The sequence below is a fragment of the Nitrospirota bacterium genome (genome assembly GCA_037386965.1).
Taxonomy (GTDB): domain Bacteria; phylum Nitrospirota; class Thermodesulfovibrionia; order Thermodesulfovibrionales; family JdFR-86; genus JARRLN01.
In genome coordinates, this window is the sequence record JARRLN010000055.1 from 21,951 (window position 1) to 41,744 (window position 19,794).

Genomic DNA, 19,794 nt, shown 5'->3' on the forward strand with positions numbered 1-19,794 from the left:
GATTATTTCGGACGGCCGTGATTATAAAGGCGCATCCGCCGCGCGGAGGGCGGCCCGTTGAGGCCGTTTCGGGCTATACGGTATACTTTTACATGGGTTTACACCATATCAGGGGGCAGGAGGACGCCCTCAGGGTCCTGAGGGGCGCCATGCGCCGTGGACGGGTAGCCTCCACGTATCTTTTCGCGGGCGAGCAGGGCGTGGGCAAGCGCCTGACGGCGGTCGCCTTCGTCAAGGCCCTGAACTGCCTGAGCCCCTCCGAGCAGGACGGGGCCCCGGAGGCCTGCGGGCGGTGCGCCTCCTGCCGCAAGATAGAGGCCGGCACACACCCGGATTTTCTCCTCATCGAGCCGGAGGCCGGCCTCATCAAGGTGCAAGAGATACGCCGCCTGGAGGAGGCCCTGTACCTGAGGCCCTACGAGGGCCGGTGGAAGGCCGTGGTGGTGGACGACGCCGAGGCCATGAACCCCCCTGCGGCCAACGCTTTTCTGAAGACCCTGGAGGAGCCTGCCCCGCAGAGCCTCATCGTCCTGGTCTCCTCCCGGCCGGGCCGCCTGCCCCAGACGGTGCTCTCGCGGTGCTCGCGGGTGAACTTCAAGCCCCTGCAAAACTCCGGGCCCTCAAGGAGGGCCTGGTCTTTCATCCCAACAGGGCCGTCACGTGGAATTACGCCGGCAGCATCATGAGGAGGCTGGGCGCGCATGTCTGAGAACGGCGAAAGCATAGTCGGCATAAAGTTCGAGGAGTCCGGCAAAACGTACTGCTTCACGGCCCGGGGGCTTCAGATAAACCAGGGAGACAGGGTCGTGGTGGAGTCGGACCTGGGCATCAGCATCGGCCGGGTGGTGGCCCTGGGCGCAGAGCCGCCGCCGGAGGGCAAACGGGAGCTCAAGCCCGTCCTGAGAAAGGTCACCGAGGTGGACCTCAGGCAGGAGGAGGAGAACGAGGGGGTCAGGCGGGAGGCCTTCGAGTACTGCAAGGAGCGCATCCGGGCCCGGGGACTCCGCATGAAGCTCCTGTCCAACGAGGTCACCCTGGACAGGAGGCGGTTCATCTTCTACTTCGTGGCCGACAGCCGCATCGACTTCCGCGAGCTGGTCAAGGACCTGGCCTCCAAGTTCCGCACCCGCATCGAGCTCAGGCAGATAGGGGTGCGCGACGCCGCCCGCATGGTGGGAGGGTACGGCGTTTGCGGCAAGGAGTTCTGCTGCAAGAGCTTCCTGAGGAGCTTCGCCCCCATCTCCATCAAGATGGCCAAGCAGCAGGACCTAGTGCTGAACACCTGCAAGCTCTCCGGCGTCTGCGGCCGCCTCATGTGCTGCCTGAGCTACGAGTACCATAGCGGCCGGGACGCCCGGAAAAAGGAGAAGGCCCCGCCCCCGGAGCTGGAGGCCGCCGCCCGGGAGGAGCTCCGGGAGCTGGAGTCCGCCGCAGGGGGCGTGGAGGTGCTCTGCGAGGAGGAGACCGTCCCGGCCCTGGAGGACATGCCCGGGGAGGCGGCATCCCCGTCTCCGGGCCTTCCCCGGCCGGAGGAGGACGGTGCCTCCGTGCAGGCGAGGACCTTGCCGTCCGGAGAGAGGCCCCCGCGCGAGTCGCGCCCGCCCGCCGAGGGCGCCGCCCGGAAACCCCGGCGCAGACGCAGAAGAAGGAAGCCCCGGAAGGGCAGGCAGTGAAGTTCTACGTCACCACGCCCATCTACTACGTCAACGACCAGCCCCACATCGGGCATGCCTACACCACCCTGGCAGCCGACGTCCTGGCCATTCATAACAGGATGCTCGGCAAGGACGTCTTCTTCCTCACCGGCACGGACGAGCACGGCCAGAAGGTGCAGGAGGCCGCCCGGGCGCGCAACCTCTCCCCCAAGGAGCACGCCGATAGCATGGTGGAGAACTTCAAGAACCTCTGGCGGGCCCTGGGCGTCACCCACGACGCCTTCATCCGCACCACCGACCCCGGGCACGTGGCCGTGGTGCAGGAGATGGCAAACAAGCTCCGGGAGGAGGGGGACATCGAGAAAAGGACTTACAGCGGCTGGTACTGCACCCACTGCGAGCGGTACTGGGCCGAGTCGGACCTCCGTGAGACCGGGGGCAATTGCCCCGAGTGCGGGCGGGAGGTCTGGCGCATGGAGGAGGAGAACTATTTCTTCCTCATGTCCCGCTACCACGCACGCCTCCTCGAACACATCGAGCAGAACCCCGGCTACATCCTGCCCGAGACGAGGCGCAACGAAGTCCTGGGCTTCCTGAACGCCCGGCCCCTGGGGGACTTGTGCATCTCCCGTCCCCGGCGACGCCTGGAGTGGGGGGTGCCCCTGCCCTTCGACCAGGACTTCGTCGTCTACGTCTGGTTCGACGCCCTGGTGAACTACTACTCGGCCACCCGCTACCTTCTACCCCAGAGGTTGAAAGAAAGCGGCACGCCCTTCTGGCCCGCCGACCACCATATCATCGGCAAGGACATCCTCACCACGCACGCCGTCTATTGGTCCACCATGCTCATGGCCCTGGGGCTTGAGCTTCCACGCAACATCTTCGCCCACGGGTGGTGGACCATCGGAGGGAAGAAGATGTCCAAGTCCCTGGGCAACGTGGTGGACCCCGCAGAGGTGGCCGGGACTTACGGCTCGGACGCTTTCCGGTACTTCCTTTTCCGGGAAGTCCCCTTCGGCCTGGACGGGGACTACTCGGAGGCCGCCCTCGTCCACCGCATCAACACCGACCTGGCCAACGACCTGGGGAACCTGGCAAGCCGCGTGCTGAAGATGACCGAGCGGTACGCCGGCTATGCCGTGCCCTCCCCCACCCGGCCCCCCGGGGCGGAAGAGGGCGAGATGAAACTCCTGGCCGAGGACCTCCCCCGGGCCGTGGAGGAAGCCCTGAGGGAGCTGAGATTTCAGCGCGCCCTGGAGGAAATCTGGAGGCTCGTCTCCCTGGCCAACAAGTACATCGACGCGAGCGCCCCCTGGGCTCTGGCCAAGGACCCGGAGGAGAGGGACCGGCTGGAGACGGTGCTTTATTCCTCGCTGGAGGCCCTGCGGTTCCTCGCCCTTCTTTTGCATCCCTTCATGCCCCTGGCCACCCGGAAGCTTTACGCCGCCCTGGGGCAGGAGGGGGACCCCTCGGAGGTCAACCTCCTTGAGCTCACCCGCTGGGGAGGCCTTGAGCCCGGCACCCCCCTTGGCAAACTGGAAGCCCTCTTCCCCCGGATAGAGACGAAGGCCAGGGAGAAGGGGACGAGAGAAGCGCAAAAGAAACCGAAACGGGAGGAGAAGATGCAGGCGCCGGAAAAGGCACAGGCGGATAACCTCATCGGCATGGAGGACTTTGCGAAGGTACAGCTCAAGACCGGCCGGGTCACCGCTGCAGAGCGCGTGGAGGGCTCGAAGAAGCTCATCCGCCTGGAGGTGGACACCGGGGAGCCCCGCCAGGTGGTGGCGGGCGTCGGAACCAGCTACGCCCCGGAGGACCTGGTGGGAAAGACCGTCGTCGTCGTGACCAACCTCAAGCCCGCCCGCCTCATGGGGGTGGAGAGCCAGGGGATGCTCCTTGCCGCCACGGCCGACGGAAGGCCCGTCATCCTCACCACCGGGGAGGACGTTTCCCCCGGGTCCCCCATCAAGTAAATTCTGACGACTCGTCAAGGAAAGGTTTACAGGTTTTCGGCGGGCACCAGTGCCCTTTTTAAACATCAATCGAGACGTGGTTGGTTCCGGAGCCGTCCCCTGAGTAAATCGTTCCGATGTCAGGTCGCTCCAGGCCGCGCCCGGGGCACCAGTGCCCTTTATATTACACCGGCAATTATAAACATGAAACATCTTCAATAGCGTCATTCCCCGACTTGGTCGGGGAATCCAGGGGGGACCAGTCCCCTTTTTCCCTCTCATATTGAAACGCAGGTCCTGGATTGTCCGGCCAAGCCGGACAATGACAACATTATGGCTTTTACTAACCAGTTAGTTTCTATCTTTGATTGAAGCCCGGAAAATACCTTATATCCCATACACCTTAGGGCATTGATACGTGAACTATATCATGCTCCCGGCAGTAACTCTGCGCCTGCGGAAGGCGCTGCACAGCCCTACCGGCCCTTGAAACCGGGGCACCCCTGGAACCCGGAGCATCCCGCCCGGCGGAGCCTGCACCGGGCGTTGGCGCATACGCTCCCCGGGTCAGGCGGCGAAGGCCGGCCACGCGTGCCGGCCTTCCCTCGTCCCGCCCCCTCCCCTTCTCTTTTTGTCCTCGCTGCCCCGGCTTCTCTCCTCGTCCTTGAAGGAGAGGGCCTTTTTCTTCCGCTCATAGGCCTATTATGGCCTCCGGGGGAAGGGCGTTTGCAAACAAGCCTCAGATAAATGACTCAAATAACGCATCCATGAAAGGACCCAGTGCGTCAAATGCCTCTTGTGCCGGGCCGCTTCTGATGATGTGAATTGAGCGTGGAAACTCCTCCTTCTGGCAGCCCGGGGAATGGGATTCCCCCGTCTCGACGTACTTGTGGCCTGTGCAAACGTATATGACGACGCCCTCGGGCAGGGCGACGACCTGCCCCCTCGGCCTCCGTTCTTCCGGGGCTGCGGCTCTCCAAAACGATGCCATGGGCCACCTCCTTTCACTTTTTAAGAAGCAAATTAAATGCCAGGAGGAGAAAGACTCAGGCCGTCTTGTGCACGACGACCATGAACCGCGTCGCCCCGGAGAAGGGCAGGACGGCGGGGACGACCTCGTGGGGAAAGGCAAGGCCCGCAGCCTCCTCTTTCACCCGGGGCCCCTTGCTCATGACGATGGTGCCGCCGGCCCTCACGATGCGGGATGCCTTCCGGACGAATACCGCCACCTCCATGAGGGCCCGGGTGACGGCGACGTCAACGCCCAGGGGGGAGACGTCCTCCAGGCGGCCCTGGAGAACCTGGACGTCCCTCAGGCCGAGGGTGCGCACGGCCTGCCTGAGGAAGGCGGCCCGCTTCGAGGAGGGCTCGATGAGCCAGACCGCAAGCTCCGGGCGAAAGAGCTTTACGGGGATGCCCGGAAACCCCGCCCCGCTGCCCACGTCCGCAAGGCTCCGGGCCTCCGGAGGGACGTGGGGAAGATAGAGGCAGGAGTCCAGGAAATGCTTGACGATAATGTCCCTGTCCTTGGCAAGGGCGGTAAGGTTATGGACGCGGTTCCATTTCTGAAGGAGCGCGAGGTGGGCCATGAAGGCGGCCACCTGCTCGTCGGAGGGCGTGAGGCCCAGGGCCTCAAGCCCCTTCCTGAGCAGTCCTTCACTGTCCTCCGCCGCCATTGTAGTCCTGGACGAAGAAGAGGAGGCCGGCCCCCTCGATTATCTGCCTGAACTCCGCCAGGTCCCGCTCGAAGGTGGAGACGTCCTGCACGCGGCTGAAGCCGGGCTTCTTCCACAGGACGTGCCCGCCGCTGTCCAGGAAGACCCGGAAACCGCGGGCCTCCACGAGGCCGTCCGTGCGGACCTTGGAGACCATGACCCGCAGCCATCCCGGATGCGCCGGGATGAAATACCCCTTGTAGTACTCCTCTCCTCTTTGGAGTTTCATGAACTGCCGGAGGTCGATTACCGACTTGGACAAGACTTCCTTCCTCCCTCCAGGGCAAACAGGATGAGGGTGAGGGCCGCGGGGGTCATGCCGGGGATTCTCCCGGCCTGCCCCAGGCTCCCGGGGCGCACCTCCTCGAGCCTGGCCAGCACCTCCGCCGACAGCCCCCTCAGGGAGCGGTAGTCGAACCCCGGGGGTATCTTCCTCTCCTCGGCCGCCCGGAGCCTCCGGGCCGCCTCTGCCTGCCGCTTGATGTATCCGCCGTATTTCACTTCTATCTGCACCTGCCGGGCTACGTCGCTTTGAAGCCGCTTGGGCGGCGGAGCGAACTCCTCTATGAGGGCGTAGTCCGCCTCGGGACGCCTCAGGAGCTGCTCCAGGAGGACGCTCTCCGAAAGCTCCGCCGAGCCCCGCTTTCTGAGGGCGCCGTTCAGCCCGGCCGTGGGGTGCACACGCACGGTGCGAAGCCTTTCGAGCTCCCTTTCGAGGGAGCCTTTCCTTTCCAGAAACTCCCGGTATTCCCGCTCCGGCACCAGGCCCGCCTCCCGGCCCTTCTCCCTCAGCCTCAGGTCGGCGTTGTCGTGCCTCAGGAGGAGCCTGTACTCCGCCCGGGAGGTGAACATCCGGTAGGGCTCCGCCGTCCCCCTCGTCACCAGGTCGTCGATGAGGACCCCGATATAGGCCTCGTGCCTTCCGAGGACCAGGGGCTCCCGCCCCTGAAGGGCCAGGGCGGCGTTTACGCCCGCCATGAGGCCCTGGGCCGCCGCCTCCTCGTAGCCCGACGTCCCGTTTATCTGCCCGGCCAGGTAGAGCCCCCGGACGGGCTTTGTCTCCAGGCTGTGGAGCACCTGGGTGGGAAAGACAAAGTCGTACTCGATGGCATAGCCCGGACGCATGAGCTCGGCCTCCTCCAGTCCGGCGATGCTTCTGACCAGCCGCACCTGCGCGTCGTAGGGAAGGCTCGTGGATATGCCGTTGGCATAGTACTCCCGCGTTCTCAGGCCCTCGGGCTCCAAAAACACCTGGTGCCGGGGCCTGTGGGAGAAGCGGACCACCTTGTCCTCCACCGAGGGGCAGTAGCGGGGGCCCACCCCCTCTATCCTCCCGCTATACAGGGGCGAACGGTCCAGGTTAACGAGGATGACCTGGTGGGTCTCCTCGTTCGTGTAGGTCATGTAGCAGGGAAGCTGGGGGTTGGCTATTTCCCCGGTGGCGTAGGAGAAGGGCACCGGAGGGTCGTCCCCCCACTGCTCGGCGGTGCGGGAGAAATCCACGCTCCGGGCGTCGAGCCTGGGCGGGGTGCCCGTCTTCATGCGGCCCATCCTGAACCCCAGGGAGCGCAGTGAGTCCGAAAGCCCCACCGAGGGAAACTCACCGGCCCTGCCCGCCTCGTGCCGCTCGAGCCCGATATGGATGAGCCCCTTCAGAAACGTCCCGGTGGTGACGATGACCGCACGGGCCTCGTGGGCAGCGCCCGTGGCGTCGGCCACGCCCCGCACCCTGCCGCCTTCGACCAGCAACCTCTCCACCGCCGCCTGCTTGATGGCCAGCCCGGGCTCTCCCTCCAGCACCTCGCGCATGCCCTGCCTGTACAGGGCCCTGTCGGCCTGGGCCCTGAGGGACCAGACGGCCGGCCCCTTGGAGCAGTTCAGCACCCGGAACTGGATGCCCGCCCGGTCCGCAGCCCTGGCCATCTCGCCGCCCAGGGCGTCTATCTCCCGCACCAGATGCCCCTTGGCCAGCCCGCCCACTGCAGGATTGCAGGACATCTGGGCGATGGTGTCGAGGTTCATCGTGAAAAGACAGGTGCGGGCCCCCATGCGCGCGGCAGCCAGGGCCGCCTCGCACCCGGCATGCCCGCCGCCCACAACCAGGACATCATATCCCATGCCTTTATGATAAAAGTTCCACAAAACCCATTTCCAGCGGGCCCGGCCCGCAGCGATTAAGTGGGCGCGGCCCACTGCGATTAACGATGGACCGAATGTCCTAAAATCTTTGCGAAGATGATGAAAGGGGGACTGGTCCCCGGGCGCGGCCCGCAGCGATAGAACAGCGAAACGGCGTGCCCAAGGAACAGCCGGGTTTAATGTTTAAAGGGGGACTGGTCCCCCTGGGGCGGGCGAACGACCATGACCCACTTCGGCAAACGGCGAAACGAATGTTTTAAACCTTTGCAAAGTATGGTGAATGGAGGCTGGCCTCCTTGCCAAGGTTGGAAGGGCTTTGATATGCTCTAAGTGGTGAATTTCGCGAGATTTCAGAAGCCCAGCCGCTACATAGACGCGGAGGTAAACGTCCTCAAGAAGGGGGAGGCGGCCCTCACGGTTGCCCTGGCCTTCCCGGACCTCTACGAGGTGGGCATGTCCCACCTGGGGCTCCGCATTCTTTATCACATCATAAACGGCCTTCCTTACGCCCGGGCCGAGCGCGTGTTTCACCCCTGGCTGGACATGGAGGAGGCCCTCCGGGGGCGGGGCGAGCCCCTGCGCACGCTGGAGAGCGGCCTTCCGGTGAGGGAGTTCGACGTCCTGGGGCTGAGCCTGCAGTACGAGCTTTCCTACACCTCGGTCCTGAGCATGCTCGAGCTCTCGGGCATCCCCCTCAGGGCCGAGGAGCGAAGCGAAGCGCATCCCCTTGTCCTCTGCGGGGGGCCCTGTGCGATGAACCCCTTGCCCCTGGCCCCCTTCGTGGATGCATTCCTTGTGGGCGACGGCGAGGAGGCCGTGCCCGAGATACTGGATACGGTGCACATGTGGAAGACGGAGCCGGCGAGGAAGAGGGACGCCCTCCTTGGGGCACTGGCCGGGATAGAGGGTGTCTACGTCCCGCTCCTTCACGGCAAGGGGGTTCGGGTGAGGCGCAGGCTCATCGACTCCCTGGATGAGGCGCCCTATCCCACCGCTCCGGTGCTCCCCTATGCCCAGATAGTGCACGACCGGGTCACCGTGGAAGTCTCCCGGGGCTGTCCCATGGGATGCAGGTTCTGCCAGGCGGGGTACGTCTATCGCCCCCTGAGGGAGCGCTCTCCGGAGCGGGTGCTCCGGATTGCCGAGGAATCCCTGAGGAACACCGGCTACGAAGAGGTCGCCTTCTCCTCGCTGAGCGCCGGGGACTACAGCTGCCTGACCGAAGTGCTCCGGGCCTTCAACCGGAGGCAGGCCGGACGAAGGGTCTCCATCTCTCTGCCGTCCCTGAGAGTCGGGGCCGTGAGCGAGGAGCTTTTAAGGGAGATTCGCGCCGTGAAGAAGACGGGCTTCACCATAGCGCCGGAGGCCGGGAGCGAGCGGCTCAGGCAGGTGATAAACAAGGATTTCTCCGAGGAGGACTACCTGAGGGCGGTGGACACTCTTTTCAGGGAGGGCTGGCAGAACCTGAAGCTCTACTTCATGATGGGTCTGCCTACGGAGACGGACGAAGACCTGGAGGGCATCGCCGAGATGGTAAGGCGGACACTGAAGGCGGCCAAGCGCCACACCTCGCGCTATGTCAATGTCAGCGTGGCCGTCTCCCCCCTGGTGCCCAAGGCCCACACGCCCTTTCAGTGGATGGGGCAGGTGCGGGAAGAGAGCATGCGGGAGAAGCGCCGCCTGCTCAGAAGCAGGCTCAAGAAGGCGACCCTCAAGGTCCACGACGAGCGGATGAGCATGCTTGAGGCGGCCCTGGCCAGGGGAGACGAGCGCACCGGGGAGCTCATCCTCGCCGCCTTCCGCGAAGGGGCCCGCCTGGACGGATGGACCGAGGCCTTCGACATGGGGGCCTGGGAGCGGGCCATGGAGCGCACGGGAGTCGACGCCCGGGCCCAGGCCGCCCGCAGCTACGGCCTCGACGAGGAGCTTCCCTGGGACATCGTCGATACCGGCATCAAGAAGGAGTTTCTGGTGAAGGAGTACAAGCGGGCCCGCGAGGCCGCCTTCACGCCGAGTTGCCGGACCTCCTGTGCGGCCTGCGGCCTGAGGTGCAGAAGCGCCGGCGAGCCCGCCCCCGCCCCCCCGCCATGGGATGCCGGCCGGGCCGCCCCCGCCGCGGCTCCGCAGGCCCTTCCGCCCAGAAAGCCCGTCCGCCTGCGGGTCCTGTTCTCCAAGGAAGGCGTCCTCCGGTATCTCTCCCACAGGGAGCTCATGACCCACGTGACCCGGGCCCTTCTCCGGGCGGGTGTGGCCCTGCAGTACACCCACGGGTTCAGCCCCACGCCCCGGGTGGCCTTCGGCCCGCCCCTGGGCGTGGGCGTGGCGGGGCTGGCGGAGTACTTCGACATGGAGTGCCTTCCCCTCATGACCCTGAGCGAGATAAAAAGGAGGACCAACGCCACCCTGGGAGAAGGCGTGCGGATACACGAGCTGGCCCCGGTGGGGACGCGGGAGCCCTCCCTTCAGGCCTTCGTCTCCCGCTACATCTACGAGATGAAAGGCGGGGACCCGGCACGGGCGAACGCCTTCATGCGGAGGGAGAAGGTCATCGTGCAGCGCGAGAAGGGCGTCGTGGACATCCGCCCCATGGTCGAGGACGCCCGCCTGCTCGGGGAGGGCACGGTGCGGCTTACCCTGAGGGACCTCGGCGAGAAAAAGGTGCGCATGGACGAGATTACCGGCGTTCTTTTCGGCGTGGAGGCCGCGGAGATTGACGTCACGCGGGTGGAGCTTTACGGCAGGAGGGACGGGCGCTGGGCCACACCCCTCCAGAAGGAGGACGCATGGCGGACAGCATCCTCGTAAACGTCACGCCGGAGGAAACGCGGGTGGCCCTCCTGGAGGGAGGGCAGGTGGTGGAGCTGTACGTGGAGCGGAAGAAGGACGCCTCCCTGGTGGGCAACATCTACAAGGGCAGGGTGGTCAAGATTCTTCCGGGCATGCAGTCGGCCTTCGTGGACATCGGGCTTGAGAAATCGGCCTTCCTCTACGTGGGAGACATCAGGACGGACCTCATCGAGGAGGACTACGCCGACCTCTTCGAGGAGGAGGAGGCCGGCCCCGTGGGGCTGGACCTGGTGAGCAAGCGCAGACGCAACGACCTGCACATCGAGGAGCTCATCCAGGAGGGCCAGGAGGTCATCGTGCAGGTCTCCAAGGACCCCCTGGGCTCCAAGGGGGCGCGCGTGACCTCCTACATAACCATCCCGGGCCGCTACCTCGTCCTCATGCCCAACGTCGACCACATAGGGGTCTCCCGCCGGATAAGCGACGAGACCGAGCGCTCCCGGCTGAAGGCCCTGGTGGCCGAGATAAAGCCCGAGGGCATGGGGCTCATCGTCCGGACCGCCAGCGAGGACGCCAGTTATGCCGAGATACAGGGGGACCTGGAGTTCCTCGCCCGCCTCTGGGAGAATATCCAGAAAAAGAAGGACCAGGTGGGCGCGCCTTTCAAGCTCCACAGCGACCTGGACCTGGTCTACCGCACCCTCCGGGACCTCATGGGCCACGACGTCGAGCGGCTGACCATCGACTCCCGGGAGGCCTACCGGGACCTTCAGGACTTCGTCAGCACGTATTTTCCCCGCCTCCTGGAGCGCATAGAGCTGTACGAGGGGACCGAGCCCCTCTTCGAGGCCCACGGCATCGAGGTGGAGCTCACCCGGGCCATGGGCCGAAAGGTCTGGCTCAAATCCGGCGGGTACATCGTCATAGACCAGACCGAGGCCATGACGGTCATCGACGTCAACACCGGAAAGTTTGTAGGCAAGGAGGACCTGGAGGACACCATCCTGAGGACCAACCTCGAGGCGGTCAAGGAAGTGGCCTACCAGATACGGCTCAGGAACCTGGGAGGCATCATCATCATCGACTTCATCGACATGGAGCGCGCCGAGAACCGGGAGAAGGTCTTCCATGCCTTCTCCGAGGCCCTGGGGCGCGACCGCGCCAAGAACACCATCTCGCACATCTCGGAGCTGGGCCTCATCCAGATGACCCGCAAGCGGGTGCGGGAGAGCCTGGGGCGCATCCTCTGCGAGACCTGCCCGTACTGCGAGGGGAAGGGCTTCGTGAAGTCGCCCCAGACACTCTGCTACGAGATTCTCCGCAAGGTCCGCAAGGCCGCGGCCGGAAGGGCCAAGCGCATCAGCATCACGGCCCACCCGGCGGTGGCCGAAATACTCTCGGACGAGGAGAGGCAGGCCCTGGAGGAGGTGGAGCAGGGCCACGGCGTAAAGATCATCGTAACGGCCGACCACCACCTGCACCAGGAGAACTACGACATCTCCGCCTCCTGAGGACGGCGCCCCCGGCAAGGTCGCGCGTGCCTGCCCCGACCACGCCGGGCGGAAATGTCCCCCCTCCCCGCGTATAATAAATAAAGGAGAGGTTATCTTTGCACCCCCATGCATGACCAGGAACTCCATGAGCCCAAACTCAAGGCCCTGCTCAAGGCCCTCCGCCGGATGGAAAGCGCCGTGCTGGCGTACTCTGGCGGGGTGGACAGCAGCTTTCTGCTGAAGGCCCTCTCCATGGCGGGCATCCCCGCCATGGCCGTGACGGCCCGCTCGGCCGCCACCCCGCAGGCGGACCTCGCCGATGCGCTGCGGCTTGCGGCGGAGCTGGGGGTGGCCCACCGCGTCATCGACTCCAGGGAGACGAAGGACGAAAACTTCTTGAGGAACCATCCCGACAGGTGCTTTCACTGCAAGAACGAGCTGTTCGGCACCCTGTGCCGTCTGGCCGGGGAGGAGGGCTATGCCGTGGTCCTTGACGGCAGCACCCTGGAGGACGCCCAGGACTACCGCCCCGGCAGGGAAGCTGCCCGCAGGCACGGGGTGAGAAGCCCCCTTCTGGAGTGCGGCTTCCGCAAGGCCGAGATACGGGCGGCCTCCCGGGCCCTGGGGCTTGACACCTGGCAAAAGCCCGCCTCGCCGTGCCTCTCGTCGCGCTTTCCCTACGGGAGGCGCATCACCCCGGAGGCCCTGAGGCGCGTGGAAAAGGCCGAGGAGTTCCTGCGCACGCGCGGGCTCAGGGAGCTCCGCGTGCGCGACCACGGCGAGACGGCCCGCATCGAGGTGCCCGCCGGGGACATGGAAAAGCTCCTCTCTCTGAGGGAGGAGGTCGTCCACCACCTGACCGGGCTCGGCTACAGCTTCGTGGCCCTGGACCTCGGGGGGTTTCGCTCGGGAAACCTCAACAGGACGCTCCGGTGAACGAGGAGATTCTTCTGGACATAGAGGAGTGCGTCCGGTGCGGCAGTTGCAAGGCCCTCTGCCCCACCCACACGCTCTCGCCCGTGGAGCCCCTCTCCGCCCGGGGGCGGCTCATGCTCGTGCGGGCGCTGGCCAGGGGCGAAATCGAATGCTCCGGGCTCCTTCAGGAAAGGCTCCTGAGCTGTCTCCTCTGCGGGGTGTGCGAGAGCACCTGCCCCGCCGGCGTCCGCGTGACCCGCGCCCTCTTTGAAGGCCGCAGGGAGGTGGCCCGGAAAAACGCCCGCGTGCGCCGCCTGGGCCGGCTCACCGCGCGGGCCCTCAAGATGCCCGCTGCATCCTTCAGGGTTGCCAGGGCGGCCCGCCCCCTGCTGCCCCGGCTCAGAAAGCGGGGCCTCCTGCCCTTTGACCTTCCCCTTCCCGACGAGGCCCCCCTCCGGAAGGGGGGCTCCCGGGTGCTCAAGCCCCGCGGGAGGCCCAGGGGGCGGGTGGCGGTCTTCACCGGGTGCGTGGTGAACTTCCTCATGCCCCATCTGGGGGAGGCGCTTCTCCGCCTGCTCCTGGCCCAGGGGTACGAGGTGGTCCTCCCCGCCGGGGAGGCCTGCTGCGGCTCGCCCCTCCTGCTTCTGGGCAGGGAGAAGGAGGCCGTCGAGATGGCCCGGCGCAACCTGAGCGTCTTTGGAAAGCTCCAGGTCAAGCCGTCCTGAGCCTCTGCCCCACCTGCACGGTAACCCTGAGGGAGCACTATCCCCTCTTTGTGGGGGAGGGCCTCGCCCGGGCCATGGACGCCACGGCCTTCCTGCACGGGGAGGACCTGGCGCTCCTGCCGGAGAAGGCGCAGGGCGCGGCGGCCTTCCACGACCCCTGCCATCTGAGGTACGCCCTGGGGGTGTGGGAAGAGCCCCGGGAGCTGATGAGGCGGGCGGGGCTCGATGTCCTCGAGGCGGAGCAGGGCTGCTGCGGACTGAGCGCCGCCCTCACCCACCGGGAGACCTCGGAGGCCCTTCTTGAAAGAAGGGCCCGGGCCTATGCGCCCGCCCACACCCTGGTCACCGCCTGCCCGGGGTGCATGCTTCAGCTCTCCCGGGTCCACGGGCGCGTCCTTCATCTTGTAGAGGTCCTGGAAGGCGCCATGCGCGAGCCCCGCGAGGCAGGCCCGGGAGGCGGCACGGAGGTAGGCGCAGAGCGGGTGGAAGGGCGCGGATAGGCCGGCTCGACGGGGCCCCCTCCAGTGCAAAAAGTATGTTGACTTTTTCCCCATGGCAATGTCATCATATTACCGGAGAGAGGTTTTGCAGGAATTGGAATAGCCTCACAGAAGACCACTTGGACGAAGCGGAGCCTGAGTGGTCTTTTTTTGTGGCGGCCGGTTCCCAGGACTCACCCTAATCATCAAAGGAGGTAGCAGCAAGTTGGCAAAGGGTACGGTTAAGTGGTTCAACGAAACCAAAGGCTTCGGTTTCATTTCAAGACGCTCGCCGAGGGACAGGCCGTCACTTTCGATATCGAACAGGGACCGAAGGGACCCAAGGCCGTCAACGTTCAGAAAGCGTAGCGGGCCGAAGGTGTGAAAGCCCCCCGGCGCAAGCCGGGGGGCTTTTTTTGTGGGCGCCAGTGGGCACCCGTGCCCTTTACCGTCTTTCCTCTCTTTGACTCCCCGCTCCGCGGTGCTAAAATGGGCCATGCCTGTCAAGGTGAAGCGCGTCTACGAGAAGCCCACGAGGGCCGACGGCCAGCGGGTGCTGGTGGACAGGGTCTGGCCCCGGGGGATGAAAAAAGAGGAGGCCGCACTTGACCTCTGGCTCAAGGAGGTGGCCCCGAGCACCGCGCTCAGAAAGTGGTACGGCCACGACCCGGAGAAGTGGGAGGAGTTCAAGGCGCGCTACTTCAAGGAGCTCAAGAAGAAGGAAGAGGAAATCCGGACGCTCAGAAACCTCATGAACAAGGGCACCCTCACCCTCCTTTTCGGCTCGAAGGAGGAAAAGCTCAACAACGCCGCTGCCCTGAGGGAATACCTGAAAAACAAGTCCTGAGGGGTCCCGGACCCCGTTTTCACCTCCCGCCAAAAGCCTTTCATAATCACCCGCTTAGTGCCCGGCCCGTGTGCGCCCCGCCGGTATGGTATAATACCCGGACTGCAAGAACCCCCGGGAGGTAGCAATGGCGCGCCGGCTCATCGTTTTCGTCCTTATTTTCCTGTTCCTTTTCTCCGGGAGCGCCCTGGCCGCCTCGGGAGAGGTCATCTTCACCGACGTCGTCTACGGTGCGGCCATCGGCGCGGTCGTGGGCGGGGCGGTCTATCTGGTCGACCAGGACCACCTGGGCGAGAAGATGGGCATCGGCATCCTTGTGGGGGCCGTGGGCGGCCTTGTCCTGGGGGTCTCCGACGTGGGGAGCCTGGTGCAGATACAAAACAACGAAGTAAAGGTCGCCACCCCGACGATCAATATTCAGGACCGCAAGGAAGAGATGTCGCAGGAAGAAGACGTGGTGGTGCGCGCCAGCATCCTGGGCGTGAGGTTCTAGAGGGGGGAGCCGATTCCCGGAGTAAAGGGGAAGTTAGGCGCAGCACTCGTTGTCCTTTCCCTCGCCTTCCTATCTTCTTACCCGTCACCTAGCAACGCAGAAGACGAGCCGTGTTCCTCGGATAAGAATCCTCATATCGTCGTCCGAACGCAGGCCGGGCGATTGTCTCTCTGCGCATCGGGGCACGTGCACCGGACATTCCCGGTATCCATCGGACGCCGAGGCACAGGGAAGTATAGCGAAGGCGATGGTAAGACACCCCTGGGCACCTATTCTTTAGGCAAACCTCGCCCATCGCGTAGATTCCATATCTTTATTCCCGTCCATTATCCCACTGCGGAACAAAAGGTCAGCGGTTTCACGGGCAGCAACATCGGCATACACGGGCCTTGGTGGGCTTTGGCATGGTTGGGAAGGCTCACGACGTGGGTGGACTGGACAGCGGGCTGTATCGCCGTGGGCAGGAATTCGGATATCCGGGAAATTGCAAATTGGGTCGCAGAAGCGAAGCCAGACAAGATCATTATCCAGTGACGCGACGAGAAAACAATATCTTCATCTCATCGCCACTCGTGGTTTCCTTCCTGAACTAAATATTGACATAGAGGGCCCAAGAGTTATAAATTACAACCAATAATCGATAGGCACAAATGGGGAAATTCTATTTTAGTTCCAAAATAATGGGGCATTTATAATGGCGTTAAAGAAGTGCAAAGAATGCGGACATGAGATCAGCTCAAAAGCAAAGCGTTGCCCTAATTGTGGTGCACCTCTCAAAAAGGGAATAGGTTGTGGTACTGCGTTTCTGATTATTATTCTGGCAGCGATCTTCATTCCTTACCTTATAGCGAAGAATTACGAGTACCCAGAAACTGAAACAACTAACGTAGGTTCTACATATAAATCAACAGGTGAAAGTAAACCTACACGTGGAAAACGTTATGCTCACCAGACTATTAATATCAGGTCAGGACGCGGAACAGATTTTAAAGTGGTAGGCTCATTAAGAAGAGGAGAAAAAGTAGAAGTAGCCGACTCAGAAAATGGTTGGATTGCTGTTTATAAGAATGGCGATAAGAAGGGATTCGTATATGAGAAGTTGCTAAAATCCTATCCCTTACCTTCATTTGAAATTGAAAATTGGAACTGGTATAAGGATCCATCATTTGGCACCAGAGGTGCGGTCATATGGACTGTCGAGGTACGCAATAATACAAATAATTACGTAGAACTTCTCAAGATTGAATTTACAACATATGATGCGAAGGGCAATATTATTACTAGCGATTTCGCATACGTTGAAGGTCTATCCCCTGGAGGAACTGCTTCCACAAAATCATATGCCACTTATTTTGGCAAAGAAGAGAAAGCAAAGATAAGAATTGTCCCTTGAAGATAAAGACTGGTAGAAAAAGAAGGCTATATAACCTCAGATTCTTGCATAAGCTCATATTATGAAGCACTTTGCGCATGTCATTGCATGGCTGTCTGAAATATTGTTGAGAGATGAATGGTCAAACCTTGCTTTAAAGCTGAAAGAGCAATATTTTGCATTTCTGATTGAACTCGACAACCGACCGTCTCAACCGCTTCAGTCTCTCCTAATTTCAGGAGAAGACCACAGGTTCTTTTCACATGGCGGTATTGATGTGATCGCTGTCTGCAGGTCTCTGTGGCGTACCTTCATTGTAGGTAAGCGGGAGGGTGCAAGCACAATTGAAATGCAGATTGTTCGTGTACTCACGGGGCGCTTTGAAAATACCATCCGAAGAAAAATCAAGGAAATGGCTCTGGCTACTCTAGTCGTACGAGTTGTTCCAAAGTCCGTCTTGCCTAGTATCTATTTGCAAATCGGATACTATGGGTGGCAAATGGACAGCTTGAGAGCGGCTTGTCAGCGTCTTTGCATCGATCCTTCTGCGATTGCAACTGAAGACGTAGCAAGCTTGGTTGCCAGAATTAAATATCCACAGCCAAGACATATTACTGACGTCTGGACTAGAAAGATTGAAAGACGGTCAAGGCATTTGCTTACCCTATACAAAAGCCATCAATGTGGAAGAACTTATGCGGGCTTATCCGCACGGGTGAGATATGCAACCATTTAGAGTTTCGCCAGCCCTTGATCTACTAGTGGATTTTTACCCTGCGGCTCGAATTATTGCTGATGCTGCACTGAAAGGAAAGATCGACGATCGTCAGGCAATCGTTCGCCTTTGGCTATCCGAGGGCATTCCTTTTGCCTTTCGTGCTAAACCCGCACTGTACGAATCTATCAGAGTTTGGCTGGCGAATAGGCTTGACGTTGGGCCAAAGGATATTACTCTAATAGGAAGCGCCCGCTTGGGCCAATCGATGAGCCCCGATGATAACTTTGGCCGTGAGTTTGGGGCGCAATCAGACTTGGATATAAGTGTCATCTCCGTAGAACTCTTTAGTAAAGTTCGGGACGCTTACCTTTCGTGGGCAAATGATTATGAAACTAGTACGATATTACCAAGGAATGCAGCGCAGAGAAAGTTTTGGCCTGAAAACCTTAGAGTATGCTCTGGCACAATACAGCGAGGTTTTATAGATCCTGACAAAATACCTACACTGGACAGGTATCCTATTATACAAGCGATACAACAAGCAATGTATCTCCTTCCAGAAAAACTTCGTCAGACCACAGAAGCGCCTAATGTCAGGAAAGCGAGTATACGCACATTTAATAATTGGGACGCATTTGTGAATCAGGCCAGCCTAAATCTAGAAATCGTTGCAAGGCGAATAATACCTTAAAATAACGTTTCTCGGTTCTGAAGAGCTGTTGCTGATCTACGTACGCCTTGTTGAAACCATCGTATGTTTGTTTCGGATGAAGTCTTCAACAGTTTCAATCTTTTGAACCTATTGACTCGCGGTGAAAGCCGCAACCCCTCATCTCCTCCCCCGAAAACGACCAAAAGCCCTCACACGCCCACAACCTCCCCCACCACCTGCATCACCCGCCGGTGCACCTCCTGCATGCTCCCCTCGGCGCTGACCACGCGGACGCGCTCCGGTTCCTTCTTAGCGATGGCAAGAAAGCCCTCCCGCACCCGCCGGTGAAAGGCCGTCTCCTCCTGCTCCAGCCTGTCAAGGAGCTTGCCCGCGGCCCGGTTCCTCTCAAGCCCCCGCTCCACCTCCATGTCAAGCACGATGGTCAGGTGCGGCCTGAGGCCTCCCGTGGCCAGCCGGTCCACGGCATCCAGGGTCTCTGCGGCAATGCCCCGCGCGGCGCCCTGGTACGCGCGGGTGGAGTCGCTGAAGCGGTCGGTTACGACCGTCTTCCCCTCCGCAAGCGAGGGCAGGATGACCTCCGCGAGGTGCTGCCTGCGGGAGGCGGCGTAAAGGAGAAGCTCGGTCATGGGGTCCATGCCCTGGTGGGCGGCATCCAGGAGGAGCGCCCTGATTCTCTCCCCCAGGGGGGTCCCGCCCGGCTCGGCCGTAAGCACCACGGGGATGCCCCGCGCCCTGAGGGCATCGGCAAGGAGCGCGGCCTGCGTGGACTTTCCGGTGCCTTCGATGCCCTCGAGGGAGATGAACACCCCCTCGGGCATCAGGTGAGGCCCTCCTTGAGCCGCATCAGGGTCTGAAAGACCTTGAGCGTGTCCTCCACGCTCAGCGACCCGGTGCCGCAGGACGGGGTGAGGAGGCTCCGCGAAAGCAGAAGGTCCTCGGGGATGCCGCTTTTGGTAAGGCTCTCCATCGTCTCCCGGAAAAGCCGGGCCAGGGAAAGGTCGTCCTCGTTTCTGACCACCTCGCTCGTGGGCACGATGCCCCATGCGATGTACCCGCCCCGGGAGAGGTACTCCTTCGTCTCCTCGGGGTAGATGCCCAGGGTGAAGCCGAACTCGTAGGCGTCGAAGTTGAGGATGTCCACCCCGGTCTTCATCACCAGGGGCCACTCCGCGCGCCCGCAGCAGTGGATGCCCGAGAGGGCGCCCACCTCACGGATGGCCCGGGCGCACTCGGCCAGGAGCCTGTGGGTCTCCTCCGGGCTCACCCCCATGTAGGTCGTCCCGCCCAGGGCGGAGAGGATGGGCTCGTCGATGAAGATGATGACCTTGTGCGCGAAAGCCGACAGGATGTCCACCTGCCAGCGGGCCTTGGCCTGAAGGAGCATGAGGCTTATCTCCCGCATCTCCTCGTCGTAGTAGATGGGCTTTCCCTCCCTGTCGACAAGCCCCAGGGTAAAGGTGACGGGCCCGGTTATCTGCCCCTTGAGGAAGGGGAACCGGCGGGTCTTCACCTTCTCCAGAAAGGCGTACAGCCCGTGGGCGCTCTCCTTGGAGATGGCCACCCGGGAGCGCTCGGCCACGCTCTCGTAAAACCGGGCCATCTCCTCCTCGTTTCTCTCCACCCATATGGAGCGGCGCTCGGGGTCCACCTTGAGGGAGGGCAGCCCTTCGGCGTACTGGGGTATCATCTGCTCGGTGAAGGAGACGTTGGGCAGCTGGGGCCAGAAGGGGATGTCGAAGGACTCCAGGCAGAGCGCGGCGGCGTCCGAGGCTCGCATGTGGGGCAGGCTTCCGATGCCCGTCGTGCTCATGGGTTTGATCTGACTTTGGCC

Annotated in this window: 19 protein-coding genes and 1 pseudogene; 14 read left to right on the plus strand and 6 right to left on the minus strand. The window is 62.5% G+C overall.

Translation table 11 applies throughout. The features are described 5' to 3' along the window. Positions 1-92 precede the first annotated feature (92 nt). From holB to metG, 3 genes are read left to right on the plus strand one after another with little or no spacing between them, the layout of a single operon-like run. A complete protein-coding gene (gene holB, locus P8Y39_08935; GenBank protein MEJ2192456.1) occupies positions 93-686 on the plus strand; it encodes a DNA polymerase III subunit delta' in 594 nt (197 codons plus the stop codon). A gap of 15 nt (positions 687-701) precedes the next feature. After that, positions 702-1,673 (plus strand): regulatory iron-sulfur-containing complex subunit RicT, encoded by a 972-nt coding sequence (ricT, locus tag P8Y39_08940; GenBank protein MEJ2192457.1) that lies wholly within the window; start codon positions 702-704, stop codon positions 1,671-1,673. After that, on the plus strand, positions 1,670-3,628 hold the full coding sequence (gene metG / locus P8Y39_08945; GenBank protein ID MEJ2192458.1) for a methionine--tRNA ligase: 1,959 nt from the start codon (positions 1,670-1,672) through the stop codon (positions 3,626-3,628). The genes ricT and metG overlap by 4 nt, the downstream gene beginning before the upstream one ends. Before the next feature lie 718 nt (positions 3,629-4,346). Here the strand turns inward: metG and P8Y39_08950 are convergent. The 4 genes from P8Y39_08950 to mnmG are packed head-to-tail and all read right to left on the minus strand — an operon-like array spanning position 4,347 to position 7,440. Further along, a complete protein-coding gene (locus tag P8Y39_08950) occupies positions 4,347-4,598 on the minus strand; it encodes a hypothetical protein (protein MEJ2192459.1) in 252 nt (83 codons plus the stop codon). Between the two features lie 55 nt (positions 4,599-4,653). Beyond that, a complete protein-coding gene (rsmG, locus tag P8Y39_08955) occupies positions 4,654-5,283 on the minus strand; it encodes a 16S rRNA (guanine(527)-N(7))-methyltransferase RsmG (GenBank protein MEJ2192460.1) in 630 nt (209 codons plus the stop codon). Further along, entirely contained in the window at positions 5,264-5,584 is a 321-nt protein-coding gene (locus P8Y39_08960; protein ID MEJ2192461.1) for a hypothetical protein, read from the minus strand. The genes rsmG and P8Y39_08960 overlap by 20 nt, the downstream gene beginning before the upstream one ends. Then, positions 5,569-7,440 carry a tRNA uridine-5-carboxymethylaminomethyl(34) synthesis enzyme MnmG gene (gene mnmG, locus P8Y39_08965; GenBank protein ID MEJ2192462.1) on the minus strand — a complete coding sequence of 624 codons (1,872 nt, stop codon included), beginning with the start codon at positions 7,438-7,440 and terminating at the stop codon, positions 5,569-5,571. Before mnmG ends, P8Y39_08960 begins: the two co-directional genes overlap by 16 nt. A gap of 351 nt (positions 7,441-7,791) precedes the next feature. Between mnmG and P8Y39_08970 the strand changes: the two genes are divergently transcribed. From P8Y39_08970 to P8Y39_09020, 11 genes and pseudogenes are all read left to right on the plus strand, one after another. After that, positions 7,792-10,266, plus strand: a complete 2,475-nt coding sequence (locus tag P8Y39_08970; protein MEJ2192463.1) for a TIGR03960 family B12-binding radical SAM protein — start codon at positions 7,792-7,794, stop codon at positions 10,264-10,266. After that, the gene (locus P8Y39_08975; protein ID MEJ2192464.1) at positions 10,245-11,759 is read left to right on the plus strand and encodes an Rne/Rng family ribonuclease; all 1,515 of its coding nucleotides are present in this window, start codon (positions 10,245-10,247) and stop codon (positions 11,757-11,759) included. The genes P8Y39_08970 and P8Y39_08975 overlap by 22 nt, the downstream gene beginning before the upstream one ends. 108 nt (positions 11,760-11,867) lie before the next feature. Then, the gene (gene larE, locus P8Y39_08980) at positions 11,868-12,677 is read left to right on the plus strand and encodes an ATP-dependent sacrificial sulfur transferase LarE (protein ID MEJ2192465.1); all 810 of its coding nucleotides are present in this window, start codon (positions 11,868-11,870) and stop codon (positions 12,675-12,677) included. Then, entirely contained in the window at positions 12,674-13,381 is a 708-nt protein-coding gene (locus tag P8Y39_08985; protein ID MEJ2192466.1) for a (Fe-S)-binding protein, read from the plus strand. The genes larE and P8Y39_08985 overlap by 4 nt, the downstream gene beginning before the upstream one ends. A 50-nt stretch (positions 13,382-13,431) precedes the next feature. Next, positions 13,432-13,881 (plus strand): (Fe-S)-binding protein, encoded by a 450-nt coding sequence (locus P8Y39_08990; GenBank protein ID MEJ2192467.1) that lies wholly within the window; start codon positions 13,432-13,434, stop codon positions 13,879-13,881. Positions 13,882-14,086: 205 nt separating this feature from the next. After that, positions 14,087-14,229 (plus strand): annotated as a pseudogene (locus P8Y39_08995) (cold shock domain-containing protein). 127 nt (positions 14,230-14,356) lie between these two features. Continuing rightward, positions 14,357-14,707: a DUF488 family protein gene (locus P8Y39_09000; GenBank protein ID MEJ2192468.1), complete on the plus strand. Its 351-nt coding sequence runs from the start codon at positions 14,357-14,359 to the stop codon at positions 14,705-14,707. 127 nt (positions 14,708-14,834) lie between these two features. After that, positions 14,835-15,200 (plus strand): hypothetical protein, encoded by a 366-nt coding sequence (locus tag P8Y39_09005; GenBank protein MEJ2192469.1) that lies wholly within the window; start codon positions 14,835-14,837, stop codon positions 15,198-15,200. 694 nt (positions 15,201-15,894) lie between these two features. After that, on the plus strand, positions 15,895-16,593 hold the full coding sequence (locus P8Y39_09010; GenBank protein ID MEJ2192470.1) for an SH3 domain-containing protein: 699 nt from the start codon (positions 15,895-15,897) through the stop codon (positions 16,591-16,593). Between the two features lie 61 nt (positions 16,594-16,654). Then, on the plus strand, positions 16,655-17,308 hold the full coding sequence (locus tag P8Y39_09015) for a transglycosylase domain-containing protein (protein ID MEJ2192471.1): 654 nt from the start codon (positions 16,655-16,657) through the stop codon (positions 17,306-17,308). A 25-nt stretch (positions 17,309-17,333) separates the two neighbouring features. Beyond that, positions 17,334-17,981 carry a hypothetical protein gene (locus P8Y39_09020; GenBank protein MEJ2192472.1) on the plus strand — a complete coding sequence of 216 codons (648 nt, stop codon included), beginning with the start codon at positions 17,334-17,336 and terminating at the stop codon, positions 17,979-17,981. Between the two features lie 170 nt (positions 17,982-18,151). Here P8Y39_09020 and tmk read toward each other — a convergent pair whose 3' ends face one another. After that, positions 18,152-18,781 (minus strand): dTMP kinase, encoded by a 630-nt coding sequence (gene tmk / locus P8Y39_09025; GenBank protein ID MEJ2192473.1) that lies wholly within the window; start codon positions 18,779-18,781, stop codon positions 18,152-18,154. Continuing rightward, positions 18,781-19,773: a hypothetical protein gene (locus tag P8Y39_09030; protein MEJ2192474.1), complete on the minus strand. Its 993-nt coding sequence runs from the start codon at positions 19,771-19,773 to the stop codon at positions 18,781-18,783. The genes tmk and P8Y39_09030 overlap by 1 nt, the downstream gene beginning before the upstream one ends. Positions 19,774-19,794: the final 21 nt, after the last annotated feature.

What these genes read in the sequence shown, in the direction of transcription:
- holB (MEJ2192456.1), top strand. Translation starts at nt 93, where the DNA reads ATGGGTTTACACCATATCAGGGGGCAGGAGGACGCCCTCAGGGTCCTG.
- ricT (MEJ2192457.1), top strand. Translation starts at nt 702, where the DNA reads ATGTCTGAGAACGGCGAAAGCATAGTCGGCATAAAGTTCGAGGAGTCC.
- P8Y39_08950 (MEJ2192459.1), bottom strand. Translation starts at nt 4,598, where the DNA reads ATGGCATCGTTTTGGAGAGCCGCAGCCCCGGAAGAACGGAGGCCGAGG.
- rsmG (MEJ2192460.1), bottom strand. Translation starts at nt 5,283, where the DNA reads ATGGCGGCGGAGGACAGTGAAGGACTGCTCAGGAAGGGGCTTGAGGCC.
- mnmG (MEJ2192462.1), bottom strand. Translation starts at nt 7,440, where the DNA reads ATGGGATATGATGTCCTGGTTGTGGGCGGCGGGCATGCCGGGTGCGAG.
- P8Y39_08975 (MEJ2192464.1), top strand. Translation starts at nt 10,245, where the DNA reads ATGGCGGACAGCATCCTCGTAAACGTCACGCCGGAGGAAACGCGGGTG.
- larE (MEJ2192465.1), top strand. Translation starts at nt 11,868, where the DNA reads ATGCATGACCAGGAACTCCATGAGCCCAAACTCAAGGCCCTGCTCAAG.
- P8Y39_09000 (MEJ2192468.1), top strand. Translation starts at nt 14,357, where the DNA reads ATGCCTGTCAAGGTGAAGCGCGTCTACGAGAAGCCCACGAGGGCCGAC.
- P8Y39_09005 (MEJ2192469.1), top strand. Translation starts at nt 14,835, where the DNA reads ATGGCGCGCCGGCTCATCGTTTTCGTCCTTATTTTCCTGTTCCTTTTC.
- P8Y39_09010 (MEJ2192470.1), top strand. Translation starts at nt 15,895, where the DNA reads ATGGCGTTAAAGAAGTGCAAAGAATGCGGACATGAGATCAGCTCAAAA.
- P8Y39_09015 (MEJ2192471.1), top strand. Translation starts at nt 16,655, where the DNA reads ATGAAGCACTTTGCGCATGTCATTGCATGGCTGTCTGAAATATTGTTG.
- tmk (MEJ2192473.1), bottom strand. Translation starts at nt 18,781, where the DNA reads ATGCCCGAGGGGGTGTTCATCTCCCTCGAGGGCATCGAAGGCACCGGA.
- P8Y39_09030 (MEJ2192474.1), bottom strand. Translation starts at nt 19,773, where the DNA reads ATGAGCACGACGGGCATCGGAAGCCTGCCCCACATGCGAGCCTCGGAC.